At 41.4% G+C, this 19,158-nt stretch carries 13 protein-coding genes and 1 pseudogene; 10 read left to right on the top strand and 4 right to left on the bottom strand.

What is annotated here, in order from left to right:
- The first annotated feature begins 601 nt into the window (after nucleotides 1–601).
- From VB620_RS13080 to VB620_RS13110, 7 genes and pseudogenes are all read left to right on the top strand, one after another.
- The gene (locus VB620_RS13080; RefSeq protein WP_323196592.1) at nucleotides 602–2,101 is read left to right on the top strand and encodes a family 10 glycosylhydrolase; all 1,500 of its coding nucleotides are present in this window, start codon (nucleotides 602–604) and stop codon (nucleotides 2,099–2,101) included.
- A 328-nt stretch (nucleotides 2,102–2,429) separates the two neighbouring features.
- A complete protein-coding gene (locus VB620_RS13085; protein ID WP_323196593.1) occupies nucleotides 2,430–3,086 on the top strand; it encodes a DUF1449 domain-containing protein in 657 nt (218 codons plus the stop codon).
- A 25-nt stretch (nucleotides 3,087–3,111) separates the two neighbouring features.
- On the top strand, nucleotides 3,112–5,064 hold the full coding sequence (locus VB620_RS13090) for a flotillin family protein (RefSeq protein ID WP_323196594.1): 1,953 nt from the start codon (nucleotides 3,112–3,114) through the stop codon (nucleotides 5,062–5,064).
- Nucleotides 5,065–5,180: 116 nt separating this feature from the next.
- Nucleotides 5,181–6,344, top strand: coding sequence for a GuaB3 family IMP dehydrogenase-related protein (locus VB620_RS13095; RefSeq protein ID WP_323196595.1), 1,164 nt, complete (start codon nucleotides 5,181–5,183; stop codon nucleotides 6,342–6,344).
- A 331-nt stretch (nucleotides 6,345–6,675) separates the two neighbouring features.
- Nucleotides 6,676–7,020, top strand: a pseudogene (gene trxA, locus VB620_RS13100) (thioredoxin); the annotation flags it as partial.
- 276 nt (nucleotides 7,021–7,296) lie between these two features.
- Nucleotides 7,297–8,367, top strand: a complete 1,071-nt coding sequence (locus VB620_RS13105) for an LOG family protein (protein ID WP_323196596.1) — start codon at nucleotides 7,297–7,299, stop codon at nucleotides 8,365–8,367.
- A 237-nt stretch (nucleotides 8,368–8,604) separates the two neighbouring features.
- Entirely contained in the window at nucleotides 8,605–9,939 is a 1,335-nt protein-coding gene (locus tag VB620_RS13110) for a D-alanyl-D-alanine carboxypeptidase (RefSeq protein ID WP_323196597.1), read from the top strand.
- A 16-nt stretch (nucleotides 9,940–9,955) separates the two neighbouring features.
- Here the strand turns inward: VB620_RS13110 and lptC are convergent, their stop codons facing one another.
- From lptC to metG, 3 genes are all read right to left on the bottom strand, one after another.
- Nucleotides 9,956–11,212 carry an LPS export ABC transporter periplasmic protein LptC gene (lptC, locus tag VB620_RS13115; RefSeq protein WP_323196598.1) on the bottom strand — a complete coding sequence of 419 codons (1,257 nt, stop codon included), beginning with the start codon at nucleotides 11,210–11,212 and terminating at the stop codon, nucleotides 9,956–9,958.
- Between the two features lie 3 nt (nucleotides 11,213–11,215).
- Complete coding sequence (locus VB620_RS13120) at nucleotides 11,216–11,845, bottom strand: LabA-like NYN domain-containing protein (protein ID WP_323196599.1); 630 nt, start codon at nucleotides 11,843–11,845, stop codon at nucleotides 11,216–11,218.
- Nucleotides 11,846–12,015: 170 nt separating this feature from the next.
- Nucleotides 12,016–13,617, bottom strand: a complete 1,602-nt coding sequence (metG, locus tag VB620_RS13125; RefSeq protein ID WP_323196600.1) for a methionine--tRNA ligase — start codon at nucleotides 13,615–13,617, stop codon at nucleotides 12,016–12,018.
- 848 nt (nucleotides 13,618–14,465) lie between these two features.
- On the opposite strand from metG, the gene VB620_RS13130 reads away from it, so the two are divergent.
- From VB620_RS13130 to VB620_RS13140, 3 genes are all read left to right on the top strand, one after another.
- Nucleotides 14,466–16,058 (top strand): photosystem II high light acclimation radical SAM protein, encoded by a 1,593-nt coding sequence (locus tag VB620_RS13130; RefSeq protein WP_323196601.1) that lies wholly within the window; start codon nucleotides 14,466–14,468, stop codon nucleotides 16,056–16,058.
- A gap of 145 nt (nucleotides 16,059–16,203) precedes the next feature.
- The gene (locus VB620_RS13135) at nucleotides 16,204–17,592 is read left to right on the top strand and encodes a DICT sensory domain-containing protein (RefSeq protein WP_323196602.1); all 1,389 of its coding nucleotides are present in this window, start codon (nucleotides 16,204–16,206) and stop codon (nucleotides 17,590–17,592) included.
- Between the two features lie 67 nt (nucleotides 17,593–17,659).
- Entirely contained in the window at nucleotides 17,660–18,298 is a 639-nt protein-coding gene (locus VB620_RS13140) for a pentapeptide repeat-containing protein (RefSeq protein ID WP_323196648.1), read from the top strand.
- A gap of 10 nt (nucleotides 18,299–18,308) precedes the next feature.
- On the opposite strand, the gene VB620_RS13145 is transcribed toward VB620_RS13140, so the two are convergent.
- Nucleotides 18,309–19,145 (bottom strand): CPBP family intramembrane glutamic endopeptidase, encoded by an 837-nt coding sequence (locus VB620_RS13145; RefSeq protein ID WP_323196603.1) that lies wholly within the window; start codon nucleotides 19,143–19,145, stop codon nucleotides 18,309–18,311.
- Between the last annotated feature and the right edge of the window lie 13 nt (nucleotides 19,146–19,158).

Here is a 19,158-nt window from a genome sequence, read left to right on the forward strand (position 1 = left end):
CAGCCGTCTCTGCTGTAGGAGGGGAAGTAAGACCAAAACTAGGGCGAAAGTCCAAGTTGCGGCATTCCCCCGTGATTACAGAAGCCAACACTGTACTTGGTACTCCAAGTCAGTGTGGGTAGTTCACCTCTTGATTCTTGACTCTTGACTTTTAAGGCTTGGTAATTCCCTTAGTACACTCAAAGAATCATCCACCACAGATATAGCAGGGAGCAGGGGAGCAGCACTTCGGCTTACTTCGACTTCGCTCAGTACAAGCCGCTCAGTGTCCGGGAGCAGGGGGAAGTCTTGAAACTCTTTAATGACAATGGTTTTATGATCCGTTTGTGTCCTAACCACCTTGGCGGTTGCTATAAATATAAATTTAGAGAATACAGTTTCTCTATCAGGGTGCAGAGTGATTTGTGTACCTAGAACATGAGCTAACTGAATATTCTAGTGTCTGTTATGCAAAAATTTGGGATAAAACCTAGCCACACAAATGGAATTTTAGGAGTCATAACCTAAACAACTTTCGATAATCAACTGTTATAGTTGATACCTGTCGCTCAAATTTATTCGGATTAGGCTTGCTCACTAATTTGTGGTTCTATTTTCAGTTATGTTTAACTTCCCTTTGAATGTTGCCAGAAAAATTTTATTTTGGCGCTGTCTGCTGGCTAGCCTTTCTACTAGTACTTTGTTGATTTCACTATTTACTAGCCCACCCGCACAGGCACAAATCACAGAATATTGTCAATTATCCCCAGCAGCAGTTAAAGCTAAAGAAGACTTACGTTTGTCAACAATCAAAGGCAATCAGGATGATCAGAATCGCTACCAACAACTGCTGAAACAACACGCCGAAGATTTACAAAATTGTCGCACACGCACTTGGCCGCAAAACCAAGCAATCTGGTTACGTTTATATCCCTGTGATATTCAGCCAGGAGCAATTGACAGGGTAATGGATCGGATTGTCAATGATGGCTACAATCAAGTTTATGTGGAAGTATTCTATGACGGACAAGTATTATTACCAGCCGCCGCTAATCCCACCGTCTGGCCTTCTGCAATCCGGACTCCAGGAGCCGAAAACATTGATTTACTAGCTACAGCTATTGAAAAAGGGCGACAACGTGGTTTAAAAGTTTACGCCTGGATGTTCACCAAGAATTTCGGCTATACTTACGCGCAACGCCCAGATCGGGCAGATGCGATCGCGCGCAATGGCAAAGGTCAAAATAGCCTAGCTGTCACCGATAATGGCTCTCAACTATTCATTGACCCCTATAATTTACAAGCCAAACGCGACTACTATCAAATGGTACAGGAAATAGTCCGCCGTCGCCCCGATGGAGTCCTATTTGACTACGTGCGCTATCCCCGACAAGCCGGAAGTGATTCCATTGCGACCAAAGTTTCTGATTTATGGCTATTTAGTCCAGCCACTCAACAAGCTTTATTTAACCGCGCCGAAAACAAAAAAGGAAGAGAATTAATTCAGCGTTTCTTGGGTCAGGGATACATCACAGCCGGAGATATTGACGCAGTTGATCAGCTTCATCCCAACGAAAATGAACCTATGTGGCAAGGCCGGATTCTTCAGCCAGAGCAAAAGTCTATCCTCTCTGCCACCCAAAGACAACCACTACTGCAATTACAATTGTGGCAACTAGCAGTTGCTCACGCCATGCAAGGTGTATTAGATTTTGTCGCCTTAGCCGCTTATACCCCCCAGCAACAAGGAATACCCGCCGGAGCCGTGTTTTTTCCTAACGGTAATGAATCTATCGGACAAGGTTATGATTCCCGCTTGCAACCTTGGGATAGGTTCCCTAATTCTTTAGAATGGCATCCTATGTCCTATTCGACTTGTGGTAACACCAGTTGCATTGTACAAGAAGTAAAACGAGTTTTAAATGCTGCAAAACCAGGCACAAAAGTTATTCCAGCTTTAGCCGGAAGTTGGGGAAAATCAGTCGGTAATCGGCCATCACTAGAAGCGCAAATGCAAGCACTGCGCCAACTTTCCCCCCAATTAGCAGGTGTCAGCCATTTTGCCTACTCTTGGCAAAACCCTCAAGATGATAAAGATCGCAAGTTCTGCCAAGTCCGCTAAAACTAGAAATACCAGAGGTATAGGGGAAGATTTTTTCTTCCTCTGAAATGAATCTGAGTCAGAAGAGTTGTATAAAAATTTCATGGCTGATTTTTTAAATAAGACTTAATAAAAATACCGGAAGAACCAGTTTAATTTTCCGCAAAACTTCAGCTACAAATCAATACAGCTTCAATAAGCATAATTACTCGGCAATAAATTTGCGATATTTCCGAAATCGACTCTGACCGAGTTGTAGCTGTCTAAACGAATTCCTGCATTAGACATTCTAATCAAACGAGAAAACATTATCAAAAAAATTCTGTATACATAGCATTGAGAGAACCTTATGCTGTTTAACCCCGCTAACTTAGCTTATTGGATATTCCTGGGTATAGGAGTATTTCTATTTTTGTTTGTGATCATTTCTGGTGGGGGAGACGGGGATGCTGATGGTGATATCGAATTGGATGCTGATGGGGAATTGAGCTTTGGTCAATTTTTGGGATGGGTAGGGATTGGGAAAGCGCCACTCATTTTATTACTAGCCATAGATTTGAGTTTTTGGGGTTTTTTTGGTCTGGTATTAACTAGTTTAGTAATTAACTTTAGTGAAGATGTGACTATTTTTTGGGCTGGTGCTATTTTCTTAGTTTCGTTAATTTTTAGCTTAATCTTGGGAAGATTCATCGCCGAAATCATGGGCAAGATTTTTGCTGAATTTAGTGAAGATGCGAGTGGCGATCGCCTAATTGGTTGTGAAGGTAATGTGACATCCTTCTATATTCCTAGTGAAAAAGAAGGAAAAATTGGTCAAGTAGATGTAATAGATACAAAACATAATTTTTTGACCATAAGTGCCGCTTTACCAGAATGGGCAACTATTGCACCCCAAAGAGGTGATCAAGTGATTGTCATTGAAAATCAACAGCAAAATTATCTGGTAATTGCCAAAGATAGTCCAGATGAACAAACTTGGTTGGCTAACTCCAGCCAGAGAACTTAAACATCAATAATCAGGGAGCAAAATCATGTCATTTTGGTTAACTTTCATCCAATCATTACCAACAATTCCTCTATCAGAAATTCCCATAGGTCAATTAGAACCGAAACAGTACCAAGCCAGACGCGTATCACCTACTGTAGCCCAAATTCCTGTTCAGCCTAACATTGCTCAAATCAACAACGGATTAGTACTACCGGGAATCATTGTTACTTTAGTTTTCTTACTTTTAGTCAGCTTGTATGCTTATACAAGAATTTATGTCGTCACACCCAATAACGAAGCCTTCGTGAGGACTGGCGGTTTATTTATCAAAAAGAAATCAGTAATTCTGTATGGTGGTTGCATTGTTTTACCAGGATTTCATCAACTCACCCGTGTACCTCTGCGAGAAATTTCCATTGACGTAGAACGGACAGGAAAAATGGCTGTCCGGACTAAAGATTATTTGAGAGCAGATATTAGAGTTACCTTTTATGTCTGCATCAATTCCTCAGAAGAAGATGTTTTGAGAGCCGCAGCCAGATTATCTCAAAATGGCAGCATCATTAGTGCAAATGATATTAAAAATGCCTTAGAAAAACGGGCAGATGACGCTATTAGAGCCGCAGCCAAAACCAAAGAAATTGCCGAAATTGATTCTGATAAATTGGGTTTTGCTCAAGAAGTATTGAACTTAGTAGAGCCAGACTTAAAAAAAGTCGGATTAACCTTGAATAATATTGCTATTTCGGAAATTTTAGAAAGTGTTACCTATGATCCTGATAGCTTCTTTGATGCCCAAGGTGTGCGGTTAAGAACAGAAATTATTCAACGTTCAATTCAACAAAAACGGGAAGTTGAATTAAGCACTCAAGTAGCAATTGAACAAAAAGAACTAGATGCTCAAAAGCGATCGCTACAAATTGCCCAGGAACAAGAAAGCGCCAAATTATCCCAAAAATTAGAAGTAGAAGCCATGAAAGCCCGGCGAGAACGGGAAATTCAAGAAGCCAGAGATACCGAAGCCGCAGCCATTCAACGCAGCCGCATCTTACAAGAAAAATCTGTAGAAGAAGAAGAAATTCGCAAAAAATTAGCCTTGCAAGAAAGCCAAATTGAAGCCGACATTGCTCTAGAAGAACGTAATAAACATTTAAAAGTCTCCCAAGCCTTGCAAAAGCAGGAAGCCGAAATTGCCGAAATTTCTCGCAAACAGAAAGTAGAAGCCGGGAGACTGAAAGCCGAAATGGAAATAGTCGAGTCAGAAAAACTCGCCAAAATTGCTCAAGAAGATTTAGAAATTAGTATTTCCGCCAAAAAACGTGAAACCTTTCTCGCCCAAGCCGAAGAAGCCAAAGCCGAAGAAGCAGTTAATACAGCCGGGGAAATTGAAAAAGCCGAACGTACCAAGCGTTTATCTACAATTTCCGCAGAAAGAGAAGCCCAAGAACGCAGTATTAGCGATCGCAACGTTGTGGAAATTGATGTCTTCCGCCGTCGTCGTCAAGCAGAAATCGCCCAAGAAGCCGCAGAATTAGAAGCCGAGTCCATTCGTATCCTCGCAGCAGCCAACCGTGACCAAGTTTTAGCAGAAGCAGAAGCCTTAACAGTCAAAATTGCTGCCGAAAACAAAATTAGTAACGCCAACCTCACCGCCAAAATGCTAACCACAATTTGGCCAGATTTAGCCGAAAAACTCCCGGAAATTCTCACAGCCCTCGCCCCACAAGCAGGGGTTTTAGGAGATACCCGTATTTACTCATTCCCCGGTGCTAATGGTAGTAATGGCGCTCAAGATATTAACAAATTAATGCTTTCTACTAGTGGACTTTCCTTAATTAACACCTTACTTGAGGATGGAAAATTAGGAGAATTAATCGGTCAATTTAGTCAATTAGTCCGTAGCGATAATCAAGTCATAACTGACGCAGATAGAAATTCCACCCTAACGAAGAAACCAACACCAAATAACAGCGAAAGCAACACCGAAATTGGTTAACAATTTCTCTCAGACTCTTATTGTTGAAAAATTAGTCGTTAGTGACGAAAAAAAACGCTGCAAATCCCCTCACAATTTGATACCCTAGCTTAAACAGATTTGAGAAAAGTTAAAGCGTGGAAATTCAACTTGGGCGGGGAAAAACAGCTCGTAGAGCTTATGGAATTGATGAAATTGCTCTAGTCCCTGGTAACAGAACACTCGATCCGAGTCTGGCAGATACTAAGTGGACTATAGGCAATATTGAGCGAGAAATCCCCATCATTGCCAGTGCGATGGATGGTGTAGTCGATGTCAAAATGGCTGTAAATTTGTCAAAATTAGGCGCATTAGGAGTCATCAACCTCGAAGGTATCCAAACTCGCTATGCTGACCCAGAGCCAATTTTAGATCGCATTGCCTCAGTAGGGAAAACCGAATTTGTTTCCCTGATGCAAGAACTTTATGCCGAACCCATAAAACCAGAATTAATTGAAAAACGTATTCAGGAAATTAAACAACAAGGTGGTATAGCCGCAGTTAGTGCTACCCCAGCCGCCGCCAGCAAATATGGTGAAGTGGTAGCAAAAGCCGGAGCAGATTTATTCTTTGTGCAGGCCACAGTAGTCTCTACGGCACATTTATCCCCAGATTCCATAGTTCCCCTAGATTTAGCTGAGTTTTGCCGCTCTATGCCCATCCCCGTGGCATTAGGGAACTGTGTCACCTATGAAGTCACCTTGAACTTATTGAAAGCTGGCGCGGCGGCGGTATTAGTAGGAATTGGCCCTGGTGCAGCTTGTACCTCCCGTGGTGTTTTAGGTGTAGGCGTACCACAAGCAACGGCGATCGCCGATTGTGCCGCCGCCAGAGATGATTATTATCAAGAAACTGGTAACTATATTCCCATCATTGCCGATGGCGGTTTAATTACAGGTGGCGACATTTGTAAATGCATCGCCTGTGGTGCAGATAGCGTCATGATTGGTTCTCCCTTTGCCAGAGCCGCCGAAGCTCCCGGTCGAGGCTATCATTGGGGTATGGCAACTCCTAGCCCATTACTACCCCGTGGCACACGCATCAACGTGGGAACCACAGGTAGCCTAGAGCAAATACTCATCGGTCCCGCCGGACTAGATGATGGCACTCATAACCTTGTGGGAGCCTTAAAAACTAGCATGGGTACATTAGGAGCCAAAAACATCAAAGAAATGCAGCAAGTGGAAGTAGTAATTGCTCCTTCCCTGCTAACCGAAGGCAAAGTATACCAAAAAGCCCAACAATTAGGCATGGGTAAATAAAAAATGGGGAATAGGCAGTAAGGAATCACTAAATAATAAATAAAATATATTTTTTACTATGCCCTATGCCCCAGGTATAAACTCCCATCCATTTGAAAATTTTTTCCAGACTCACAAACAATCTCTGGAAAAATTCGATATGTCGCCTACAATAGAGATAGCGGAGACACATGTTTCCGTTCACTCCTCACACCACACTCCGCCCGGACTACTGTTCGGGCGGTTCCTTATTATTTGTGCATCATTTCTTTAGTTTCGTTGCAAATGTACATTCTTAACTTCTAAGTTGCTGTTTTTGCTATGGTAGAATTTTCACCAAACTCAGAAATATAATTGGCAAAGGTTTTTAGGAATGTCAACAGCTGCACAAGTTACAGATGATAGTTTTAAGCAAGAAGTACTCGATAGCGATGTACCAGTTTTAGTGGACTTCTGGGCTCCTTGGTGCGGTCCTTGCCGCATGGTGGGTCCTGTAGTTGAGGAAATCGCCAATCAGTATGAAGGTCAAATCAAAGTTGTCAAACTCAATACTGACGATAATCCTCAAGTTGCTAGTCAGTACGGTATCCGCAGTATCCCCACTTTAATGATTTTTAAAGATGGGCAAAAGGTCGATATGGTTGTTGGTGCAGTGCCTAAAACTACATTAGCCCAAACCTTAGAAAAATATCTTTGAAACTCAATTGCTAGCACAATCCTCTTGTGTGTCCCATTGACTTTCAATTTAGGTAAATCTTTGTTAAGAATTTTGCGAGGCGCGAAAACTCGCGTCTCAAAAAACCTTTTTTGTGTTAAAAGTTTGTGGAAAAATATCGAGTTTGTATAACAATTTCATGAGGTAATATCTCCCTGATATTTGTGGGAGTAGCTTGGGCTATGCCCTAATCAGTCAAAATTATCAATTACATTGCCAGATTAGGTAAAATGTAATGCCATTGTAGCGACAGTTTTCATGACTTCATCTGCGTCATTTGAAACATTAGAAACTCTCCAAGCGGATATTGCTGAACTATTTGATCGTTTACCAACATTAAAAAATCAGCAACTGATTCAGCAAGCACTAGGTACTATAGTACGTCTGGCTGAGGGTGAGATTGAACGTCTTGACTGGAAAATCTTGTCATCTGCTTTAGCAGATATGGAACTAGGTTTCCAGCTATTTTATGACTACCGACACGTCCGCAAAGTCACTATATTTGGTTCTGCTCGGATATCGCCAGCAACACCAGAATATCAGATGGCTTTGAAGTTAGCTCGCACTGTTTCTCAATTAGGATTCATGGTGATGACAGGCGGCGGTGGCGGCATCATGCAGGCGGGAAATGAAGGCGCTGGCAGAGATCATTCCTTTGGCTTAAATATTCAATTACCATTTGAACAGCAAGCGAACCCATTTATCGAGGGTGATCCTAAGCTGATTCATTTTAAATATTTCTTCACCCGGAAACTGTTCCTCCTCAAAGAAAGTGATGCCGTGGCCTTGTTTCCTGGAGGGTTTGGGACTCAGGATGAAGCTTTTGAGTGTATGACCTTAAGCCAGACGGGTAAATTTGGCCCTGTTCCGGTAGTTTTAATTGATCATCCAGGTGGCGATTACTGGCGTTCTTGGAGCGAATATATTGATCAGCAACTGATCAAAAAAGGTCTTGTGAGTCCTGAAGATCCCAGCCTTTATACAGTTACTGACAACCTAGAAGTAGCTTGTAATGCGATTACTGGTTTTTATCAGGTTTATCACTCCAGCCGCTACGTCGGTGATCAATTAGTGATTCGTTTATCGTCAGATTTATCGGATGCTGCGGTAGAGAATTTAAATGCTAACTTTAGCGACATTCTCTTAAAAGGCAAAATTATCAAAAGTCAAGCCCTGCCACAAGAAAACCAAGATGAAACTACGCAACTACCCCGCCTCGTTTTGCACTTTAACCAACGTGATTTGGGTCGTTTATATCAAATGATTGCGGCTATTAATCAGATGGGTAAGCTTTCCCTGGAAGAAAAGGCACATCCTGAAAGAAAATAACTACTTGGGGTGGGAAAACCACCCTATATTTTTTTGGTTTTCTGCTGGTCTGAAAAAGACTATTTATGATTTTTGAATGCTGATGATCTGGAAAAAGCCTGTATATTAGCTAATTGGCACTCTCCCAAAAATTCCGGGATTCTTTGTTCCACGGGAGGCACAGACTATTTTAGCTGATATCTCCCGCATCAATAAGGGGGTTTGAGCCGATACTCGTAAACATATAGGGGAATCAATATGCTGGAATTATTAGGTTCAGGTTTAATTTCTCTCTGGCTAGAAATGGCTGGAGTCGAAATTAAGCCAACACAAGCCCTACAAACATTAGTTTCGCAAACTAGCCCTGGCTTAGTTCTCGCACCAGATCCGAATCCAGCCGGTAACACCACTGTTAAACAATATTTGCAAAAACTGATTTCCTCGAAGTTGGTAACGGAAAATTTAACTGAGAGTCAAGGCATTTGGTTGCAGTCGGGGCCAATGTTAATGGCTAATCATCAAGGTACAACGCCTCTCCCTGCTGCTTCTTTAACTAAGATTGCGACTTCATTGGTGGCTTTGAAAACTTGGGGACCAGACCACCAATTTGAAACTTTAGTCAGCACTACAGGCCCCATAGTTAAGGGGGTGTTACAGGGTGATTTGGTGATTACAGGTGGTGGTGATCCGTTGTTTGTTTGGGAAGAAGCGATCGCACTGGGTAATACTCTCAATAAAATGGGTATCAAGGAAGTCAAGGGAAATTTGTTGGTTACAGACAATTTCGCTATGAATTTTGAACCGAATCCCATGTTAGCTGGTCAAATGCTCAAGGAAGCATTCAATCACAAGATTTGGACTCGTCCAGCAAATTACACGTACTCAATTATGCGGAAGGGGACAGCCAAGCCCGAAGTTGTGATTGCGGGTAGTGTGAAATTAGTATCTCAAGCAAATCCCCAACAAAGCCTACTGCTGCGTCGCCGTTCTTTAACTTTGCAGCAACTGATTAAGGAAATGAACGTTTTCAGTAATAATTTCATGGCTGAGATGTTGGCAAAATCGGTGGGAGGCGCATCTGTCATGCAATCCCAAGCCGCTAAACTGGCTGGAGTCCCGGAGGCAGAAATTCAGTTAATTAATGGTTCAGGACTAGGGGTAGAAAATCGCATTTCCCCCAGGGCAGCCTGTGCGATGTTAATGGCAATTCAAAGGGAAGCAACCGCCCATCAAATTAACGTCGCTGACTTGTTTCCTACTTTTGGATTTGACCGTAGAGGAACAATGCAAGCGAGAAAAATGCCTTATGCGACTGTGATGAAAACTGGTACTTTGCGCGAGGTGAGTGCTTTGGCTGGGGTAATTCCTACACGCGATCGCGGTTTGGTGTGGTTTGCTATTATTAACCATGGCTCACAAATTCCCGGTTTCCGCGCTAGTCAAGATCAGCTGTTACAAGCGCTGGTAAAACAGTTAGAAGTAGCTCCCAATATTCCTCCTACAATTACTCCCCACTCTCCTAAATATTTTTCACCGGAATTGGGTGCAGCTAGTCGTAACGAAATTTTATTCACCGCCACTAAGAATAAGTGACCAGACTCCCCAATCCCTAACGAATCCCTGGATCTTGAGGAATGATTTCTGTTACTACTCTACCGCCAGAATTCCCGCTTTTAACCACAATATCTTCTGTTTCCAAATTACCAACGGCTGTTTCACCTGTAAAATTTATTGGTGGGTCAATCTGACGGTAAACAACATTTCCTTGAGCTTCTAATAATTTTTTATCTAAATACCAATTTAATTGATTAGATTTCAGGGTCTGACTACGTTGCCCTATAGCGATGACATTTCCGCTTAAATTTACAATTTTTTGTTGTATTTTCATTTCGCCTTGATTGGCGGTTACAGTCACGTTTTCGGCACGTTGAACTATTTTGACCGGGGAATTTGTCTTCACCGTTTCTGCGTTCATGTCCCAGGTCATTGACTCACTAGCTATTTGGGTTGGTGGGTCTACCAATTCTAGCTGGGCATTTTTTTGGATAGTAGCAATTTTAGTTTTTAAATTAACTTCAGCCGCATCACCTTTGCCACGGTCAGTAATTTGATTGTTATTATAACGGTCAATTTCTATTGGGCGATCGCTAATTAATTTTTCTGCCTCAATCTGCCAAATTAAATGCTCAGTTCGCATTTGCATTTGAGGATCGACGGATTGTGCTATTACACCCCCAGTAAATTCTATGCGCTGTTCCCTGGTTTTAACCCGTGCTTCTTGGGCTACTGCTTTGAGTTGTTTATGAGTACCACTTATTTGGTTACGAACTATTAATAAATCTTCTTGAGGTAACCATTCTAATTCATTACCTTGCAATACAATCCCATTAATAGGATCTTTTGCCAGAATTTTTCCCTTCAGAAATAACTTTTGTCCATCCTGTTCAATATCTGCTGTTTCTGCTTGTATTTGATAAATTGGTTTACCATCTTGGTAGAGTTCACCAACGGGTTGTTCTGCCTGACCAAGTTGTTTTTCTTGAGTATATATTGCCTTTTTAGATCGCACTTTCCAAACAGGTCTTCCTACTTCGTCTGCTTGTTCTAATGTGACATCAAAAAAAGTTAAATTGCTTTCTTTGGGAGATGAATCAGTTTCATTTGATGGAGAATCCGTGGGGGATGTACCCCCACAAGCAACTAATCCCATTAGCAATAAACAAACTACAGGCAGATAAAAGCAATTTGCTTTCAATTGTAAAAAACTCAGAGATGGTAATGAAAATGTCTGGGATAAAATTTGCTTAAATTGCCCTTTTTTAGCACAAGTTAGTCTCTGTTTCTGCCTGTATTTGGGATAATTCATTAATTAATCTTGGATTTCTAACTGTTGATCAGCTTCACTGATATCGTCTAGAAAACCCATGCTGGATAGAGGTCGATATGGGTAGCTTTGACGGGGGTTTTTTTGGATATCTTCTTTGATGGCTTCTAAATCAATATAGCGATCGCTGACATTGATTAAGCTATCACTGGTCATGGAGCGCAAACTCACAACCTCTACCCGCACACCACGATAGCTGACTGAATTGACCGCATAAGCCAAATCCCCATCACCACTGACTAAAACTGCGGTATCATAGGAGTCTACCAAAGCCATCATATCTACGGCAATTTCTACATCTAGGTTGGCTTTTTTAGAGCCGTCAGGTAACTGTACTAAATCCTTAGCAATGACTCGATAACCATTGCGACGCATCCATAACAGAAACCCTTGCTGCTTTTCATTTGTCCGGTCTACACCAGTGTAAAAGAAAGCCCGCAATAGTCTAGAACCGCCAGTTAATCGACAGAGTAGCTTCGTGTAGTCAATTTCGATTCCCAGTTGCAAGGCCGCATAAAAGAGATTAGAGCCATCAATGAATATAGCTACACGACCTCGATTCTCCAAGACTTGTTCCGGCGTAAATATGGAGTCACTTTCCAAATTATTCAACATTGTTGTCATACCTCATTATTATGCTTGTTATATTTGATACGAATTTTTCGAGATTTTATGCTAGAACAGCTTATGATAAGGTTTCAGAGCTAATAAGTTCAGCCCCGATCAGTTTTTTGAGAAAATTAAGAAATTGAACAGAATCGAAAAAGAATCAAAAATTAAAAAAACTAATCGTTTTTGGGAATTTCTATGCGCTTAAAGACGGGTTGGGGTTTACCCAAGGATTGTTCACTGCTTAGTATTCCCCACTGTGCATGGGTAGCAAAAGGAGCAAGCATTGCAGTGTTAATTTGGTCATTAAAGTCAATTCCAAAGCCCAGCTGCTGATAAATCGCGTTACTGATATTCGGAATGACTGGGGACAAAAGATAAGCCGCTAGTCTAACAGATTCTAGAACTGCGTACAGGACTGTTTCCACCTCCTGCTGCTTTCCTTGTTTATATAGTGACCAAGGGGCTTGTTCATCAATAAACTTATTGCTAGTTCTGACCAGCATCAGGGTAGCTTCGCAGGCTTGGTTAAAGGCTAGCGTTTGATATGCTTGTTTTACCTTGTCTCCTAGACCTAAACCAATCACTTTTAAAGGATTTTCATTATTAATCCCTTCCTTTGTAATTGTTAGTCCATCATCAGCGCAGTATTTCTTCACCATGTTTAAGGTGCGATTTAGCAAATTACCTAAGTCGTTAGCTAAATCTGCATTTAAAACATTAATGAATCTAACTTCATTAAAATCTCCATCTCTACCAAATTCGATTTCCTTAAGGAAGTAATAACGAACGGCATCACTACCATAACTTTCAACTAGTCTTATGGGATCGAGGGTGTTACCCTGAGACTTACCCATTTTTTGACCATCTTTAGTCAGAAAACCATGCACAAATAATCGTTCCGGCAAGGGTAAACCGGCTGAGAATAGCATGGCTGGCCAGGAAATTGCATGGAAGCGGAGGATATCTTTCCCAATCAGATGCAAGTTAATCGGCCACCAAGTTTTTATTGCATTGGCTAAAGTCGCCTCAGCATCTGGTTCTAGTAATGCTGTCACATAAGCTAGTAACGCATCAAACCATACATAAAGCGTATGCTGAGGATCAACTGGGACTGGAAAACCCCAGTCTAAATTTACCCGCGAAATCGAAAAATCCTGTAACCCTTGACTGATGAAGCTTAAAACTTCATTACGTCGGCTTTCTGGCTGAATGAAATCTGGTTGAGATTTGTATAACTCTTCTAGTTGAATTTGATACTTCGATAGGCGGAAGAAGTAGTTTTGTTCGTCACGCCATTCCACTTCTTTGTTAGTATGAATGGGGCAGCGATGTCCTTCTAACAATTCCCGTTCTTCTTTAAATTCTTCACAAGAGACGCAATACCAACCTTTTTGCTGTCCTAAGTAAATGTCACCAGATTCCCATAATCTCTGGAAAAATTCTGCGACAATGATTGCATGACGAGGAGCGGTAGTCCGGCTAAAGCGATCGTATTGAATATTTAATAACTGCCATAGGCTGATAAAGCTAGGTACAATTTCATCACAAAATTCTTGTGGTGCTTTCCCTAAACTCTCGGCTGAACGCTGAATTTTTTGCCCATGTTCATCTGTACCTGTAATCAGCAATACTTCATCCCCTAACAGCCGATGAAAACGCGCCACTACGTCTGCGGCCATCGTTGTGTAAGCACTGCCAACGTGAGGAACATCGTTTACATAATATAGAGGTGTTGTCAATGCAAATTTTTTGTTTGTTTTATCGACTAAATTCATACAAAATAAAAAAATAAATTATTAAGACGTTTTTGCTCTTAATTTATCGGTCAAATCTTTGTAATCATATGATATTACTACTTGTTTGACAAACAGTAAATTAATATTAGCAAATTCCTCATGCTAAAAAATGTTTATTAATGTGTATAAGGTTGGTAATTTCCGAATCATAAGAAATACGTTAACGAATGATTATAATTTATAATATTTGCTGTTATATTAACTGTAATCATATAAGTTTTAGATCGGCAAAATGGGCTATCTTTATATACAGAAATAATTCTACTTAGATATTGATTATATAAATTTAATGTAAAGATGCAGACAAAGAACACCACCCTCAACCGGAGGAAAACGCTCCTGATGAGTTCTCTCCGCTTGCAGGGAGGGAACTGGAGAGGTAGAAATAATATGCAGCCTCATAACTAATTGGTATTAGTAGCACTACAAAAACATAAAATTCCAGTCCATATCCTCTGTATTTTTTGCAGATAAGTAGGTCAACTTAATTAAATATACAATTTCATTGCGAGTGGAACGACGTGGAATCGAGCAATCCCAGTCTCTGCATTTTACGTTTTTTAATGTTGACATACTTACTACAAACAAATTACTCGCCAATTTCAATACCTTAGCCAAATTGAAAAAATGCTGAATTCGTAAGTTGGGTTGCGCTGTCGCTTAACTTAACCTAAAAAAAATGGTTAAAGTATTATAATTTAAAATTATTTTTTTATTTACATTACAGTAAGTAAAATTGCGGAGAGACAAAAAAATCCCCTCAGCAAACTAAAATTAAATATTGGTAAATTAATATTAAGCCCACAAATCCCCTATAAATTGGCAAGATGGAAGTTAAACAAACCATGATGGAAAATCGCATCCTCTACGTTCGCCTTCCCTGTAACCCTATCTTTCCCATTGGGGTAGTCTATCTTTCCGACCATGTTCACAAACTATTCCCCAATATCGAACAACGGATCTTTGATTTAGGAACAGTACCACCTTTAGATTACGCCTCCGCCCTAGATACCTGTATTGATGAATTTAAACCCACACTCCTAGTATTTTCCTGGCGTGATATCCAAATCTACGCCCCAGTAGGTGGACGTGGTGGGAACCCACTACAAAATGCCTTTGAATTTTATTACGCCAAAAATCCCCTAATTAAATTACGTGGCGCATTAGGTGGGTTACGAATTTTTATTGCTTACTATGTAGAATTGTGGCGCAATCAAGGATTAATCAAACGTGGCTTAAAACGCGCCCAAAAATATCATAATCAAGCTTGTGCAGTAGTTGGTGGTGGAGCAGTCAGCGTATTCTACAAAGAATTGGGTAAAACCTTACCTCAAGGAACAATTATTTCTATAGGTGAAGGCGAAACACTTCTAGAAAAACTTTTAGGTGGTAGAGAAATTCAAGATGAACGTTGCTACATCGTCGGAGAAACTCAACCACGAGAAAGATTAATTCATGAACAACCCACCCCCCTAGAAAAAACCGCCTGTAACTATGACTATATAGAAAGTATCTGGCCAGAATTTAACTTTTACCTGCAAGAACAGGACTTTTATATCGGCGTACAAACTAAGCGTGGTTGTCCTCACAACTGTTGTTATTGCGTCTACACCGTTGTCGAGGGTAAACAAGTACGCATTAACCCAGCAGAAGAAGTAGTTGCCGAGATGCGACAATTATACGATCGCGGCATTCGCAATTTCTGGTTTACCGATGCTCAATTCATCCCCGCACGGAGATTTATGGATGATGCTATAGAACTCCTGCAAAAAATCGTCGATTCTGGGATGACAGATATTCACTGGGCAGCATACATCAGAGCGGACAACCTCACACCAGAATTGTGTGATTTGATGGCTAAAACTGGGATGAATTACTTTGAAATCGGCATTACTAGCGGTTCTCAGGAACTGGTGCGGAAAATGCGGATGGGTTACAATCTCAGAACAGTTCTACAAAACTGTCGTGACTTAAAAGCAGCCGGCTTTAACGACTTAGTTTCCGTCAACTACTCCTTTAACGTCATTGACGAACGTCCCGAAACCATCCGTCAAACCATCGCCTATCACCGCGAACTTGAAAAAATATTCGGTGCGGATAAAGTTGAACCTGCAATCTTCTTTATTGGACTACAACCTCATACCCATTTAGAAGAATATGCCTTTAAAGAAGGTATCCTAAAACCAGGGTATAACCCCATGAGCTTAATGCCGTGGACAGCTAAAAAGCTTCTTTGGAATCCTGAACCCCTGGGTTCCTTCTTTGGAGAAGTCTGCTTACAAGCTTGGCGACAAAACCCCAACGACTTCGGACGAGAAGTTATGAACATCTTAGAAGAAAAATTGGGTTGTGCCGATTTAGAAGCCGCACTTTCTGCACCTATGGAAAAGAAAGAAAAACAATTAGCTGGAAAATTATAGCACCTGGGGCGCAGGGGAGAAATTTTTGGGCTAGTCACAAAGTCTTTCTCTTTCATCTCCTGTATCCTTCTTCGCCTCTAGTCTCGAAATCGTTAAAAATTTACGAATTACGAATTACGAATTACGAATTACGAATTAAAAACCCATGTTAGAAGGTTCAATATTACAACAGCTGCAAATAGCACACCGCAATACTACTAGACCAATTAGATTTGGTGTTTATTACAAAAATACTTTAGTTGCTCTGTGTCATGCTTTAGAAGACCATATTTTAACTGAAGATGGTAAACCCTTAGTAATCACAGCCTTTCAACAGGGTAAATGGTATCTGCAAGAAGCCGAAAGATACGCCAGTATCGCTCAGTGTAGCCGCGAAATTGTGATTATGGCAGCACCGGATGCTGGCTTTGCGGAACATCCCACCAGCCAACTGTCTAATGTAGATTTAGTAGCATTAAATTCAGCCGACCCAGTGGCGCAGGAGTGGCACTTAATTATTTTATCACCAGAATACACAGCAATGGTACTTTGTCAAGAATTATCAGAGGCTGATTATGGTGTAGATGGCAGACCAGATTCAGATGTCGAGCGGAAATTCTATGGCTTATGGACATTTGAACCGGAGTTAGTCCAAGAAACAGCACAGTTGGCGATCGCTCACATAAAAAAATATAACCCAGAACTAGCACAAAAACTCAAAGCCCATCAAAATCCCATACAGTCAACTTTCACCACACCAGAACATCTAAGTGCAGTCGTTTCTCGCGTCGTCGATTATCTCCAAACAGGACAGGACAATTTATCCATCCCCACAGCCCTGCGTCAGCAAGCATTAGACCGCAACTTGGTTTCTAACGAAATCCAGGCATTTTTGCGGATGGCGCAATTAATGGACATGGCAGATGTCAAAAATCCCATGGCCGCCTCCGAAGTAGTAGCACTTTCCGAAACAATGGGGCAGCTTTTAGAACTACCCGCATGGCAAATTAAACGATTGCGACTAGCAGGTTTTTTACATCGGATAGACCCATTACAAAATGCCGAAAGCCTCCTAACTCCGGGTACATCGACCTCCTATCAAGAACAAGCCCCCCATTGTCCCCTAACTTGTCCCCTAGTCCCAGGCGCGCAGGTATTACGAACCATGCCCAGACTGAGGGCAATTGCTCAAATTATCACCCACCAAAGCGAATGGTGGAACGGTACAGGAGAACCAGCCAATTTAGCTGGAGATGAAATTCCTTTAGAATCGAGAATTTTGGCTCTAGTTGCTGATTTTCAATGGCGAGTCAACAACATAAAATCATCCGAAAAAACTCCCACCGAAATCTTTGGTCAAGCCTTAGACGAATGCAGACAACAACAATCAACCCGCTTTGACCCTAAACTTGTAGATGCCCTAGCTTTATTAGTCATGGGTTTACAGCAAGGCTTAGACTTACCTCTGATATCACCTAAAGTCAGCACCGGACTCTGGCTACTTGACTCTCAATGGGATAGCCACAGCAAAACAAGTACAACACAGCGTAAATAGGATAAAACTGTTGAGTTTCCTAATTACGAATTACGAATTACGAATTACGAATTACGAATTACCCCAAATGAATATCGAAGCCATTAAATCAGGAAAACTCAAACAACTCCCAGGCGCAAACTTAGAAGATGAAGAACTTTCCCAACTGGATTTAAACCGGATAAATTTGGCAGGGGCTAACTTAGTCGGGACTAATTTCATCGGTTCCCAACTAGAAGGGGCGCATTTTCAGGGCGCAAACTTAATGGGCGCAAACCTGCAAAAAACCGACCTGCGGGCCAACCTCATGGGAGCGAACCTCATGCAAGCAGACTTAACCAGTGCTGACTTGCGGGGTAGTAATTTGCGCGGTGCAAACTTAATGGGCGCGAGACTCAGCAATGTATCTTTGGCTGGCGCTTTTCTAAGTGGTGCAAATTTGATGAACGTCAACTTACAAGGTGTTGACTTACGCGGTGCTGACTTGCGTGGTGCAAACCTCACAGGGGCGAATCTCAAAGGTGCTGATATGAGTCGCGCTGATTTGCAAGGGGCTTTGTTAAGTGAAGCTAATTTAGAAGAAGCCGACTTACGTGGCGCAAATTTAGCAGGGGCGAACTTCACCGGCGCAAATCTACTCTGTGCAGAGTTAGAAGGAGCAAATTTAAGCGGAGTAAATTTAGATAAAGCTTGCTTGGTCGGTACAGTAGTTCAAATGAGAGAATAACCTTTAAAATTTATACACTTTCAGATTTGGTATTTGCTCGCCACCGCATCCACAAAGCCAAGATACCCATAAACACGACCCCCATTACTCCTTGTAGAGGATTCTGATTTACACCAGTTATCCAATCGGGAACTTGACCAGAATATTCAATTAATCCCCCAACATTAATGATGTAATAGCCCCAAACTAAACCACCATGCAAACCAATTGGTAAACCCAAACGTCCCCTACGCCAGCGCTTTCCCCATACCTGCGTTAGCCCCAGCAATACTAAAGCGGGAAATTGTGGAAGTGTTTCAATAATTGCCTGCAAAGGCTTAATAAAGTGCAGAACAGCAAAAACTACCGCATTAATCCCAAGTGCCAAACTGGGATTATAGTCCCGTTCCAACTCATTCAGTAACCAACCTCGAAATAACAATTCTTCAGCAAATCCAACAGCCAAAGAGACAATTAAACCCTCTATAATGATTCTGAGCAAGAAAACTTGGGGTTGTTGCCACACCAGCCAACCAAAAAAACCTTGTAGTCCAAACACTACGAGAATGCTAATTATCCCAGTTGCTAAACCACTCAGCAAATCGACAGCGTTTGTCTGGGTGATTTCCAAACCATAGTGCTTGAGTATCTGGGGTTGCTGATAGAGATTTTTCCCCCATAGCTGCAAGAGAAAAATAAATTCGACATATAACACCACCATTGTCAATATACTTACTAAGTTAGAATCACTAACTAATAAGTAAATCGGGATAGCAAAGGGTAACCATAGCAGTAATAAAGATGCAATAAAATAACCCAGCCTGATGGGGACAGGGCGTTGGGCTAAACGAGTTAGGTTAATTTTCATGAAATATTTAGGA

Source organism: Nodularia harveyana UHCC-0300 (assembly GCF_034931085.1).
In the GTDB taxonomy this organism is placed as follows: Bacteria; Cyanobacteriota; Cyanobacteriia; order Cyanobacteriales; family Nostocaceae; genus Nodularia; species Nodularia harveyana.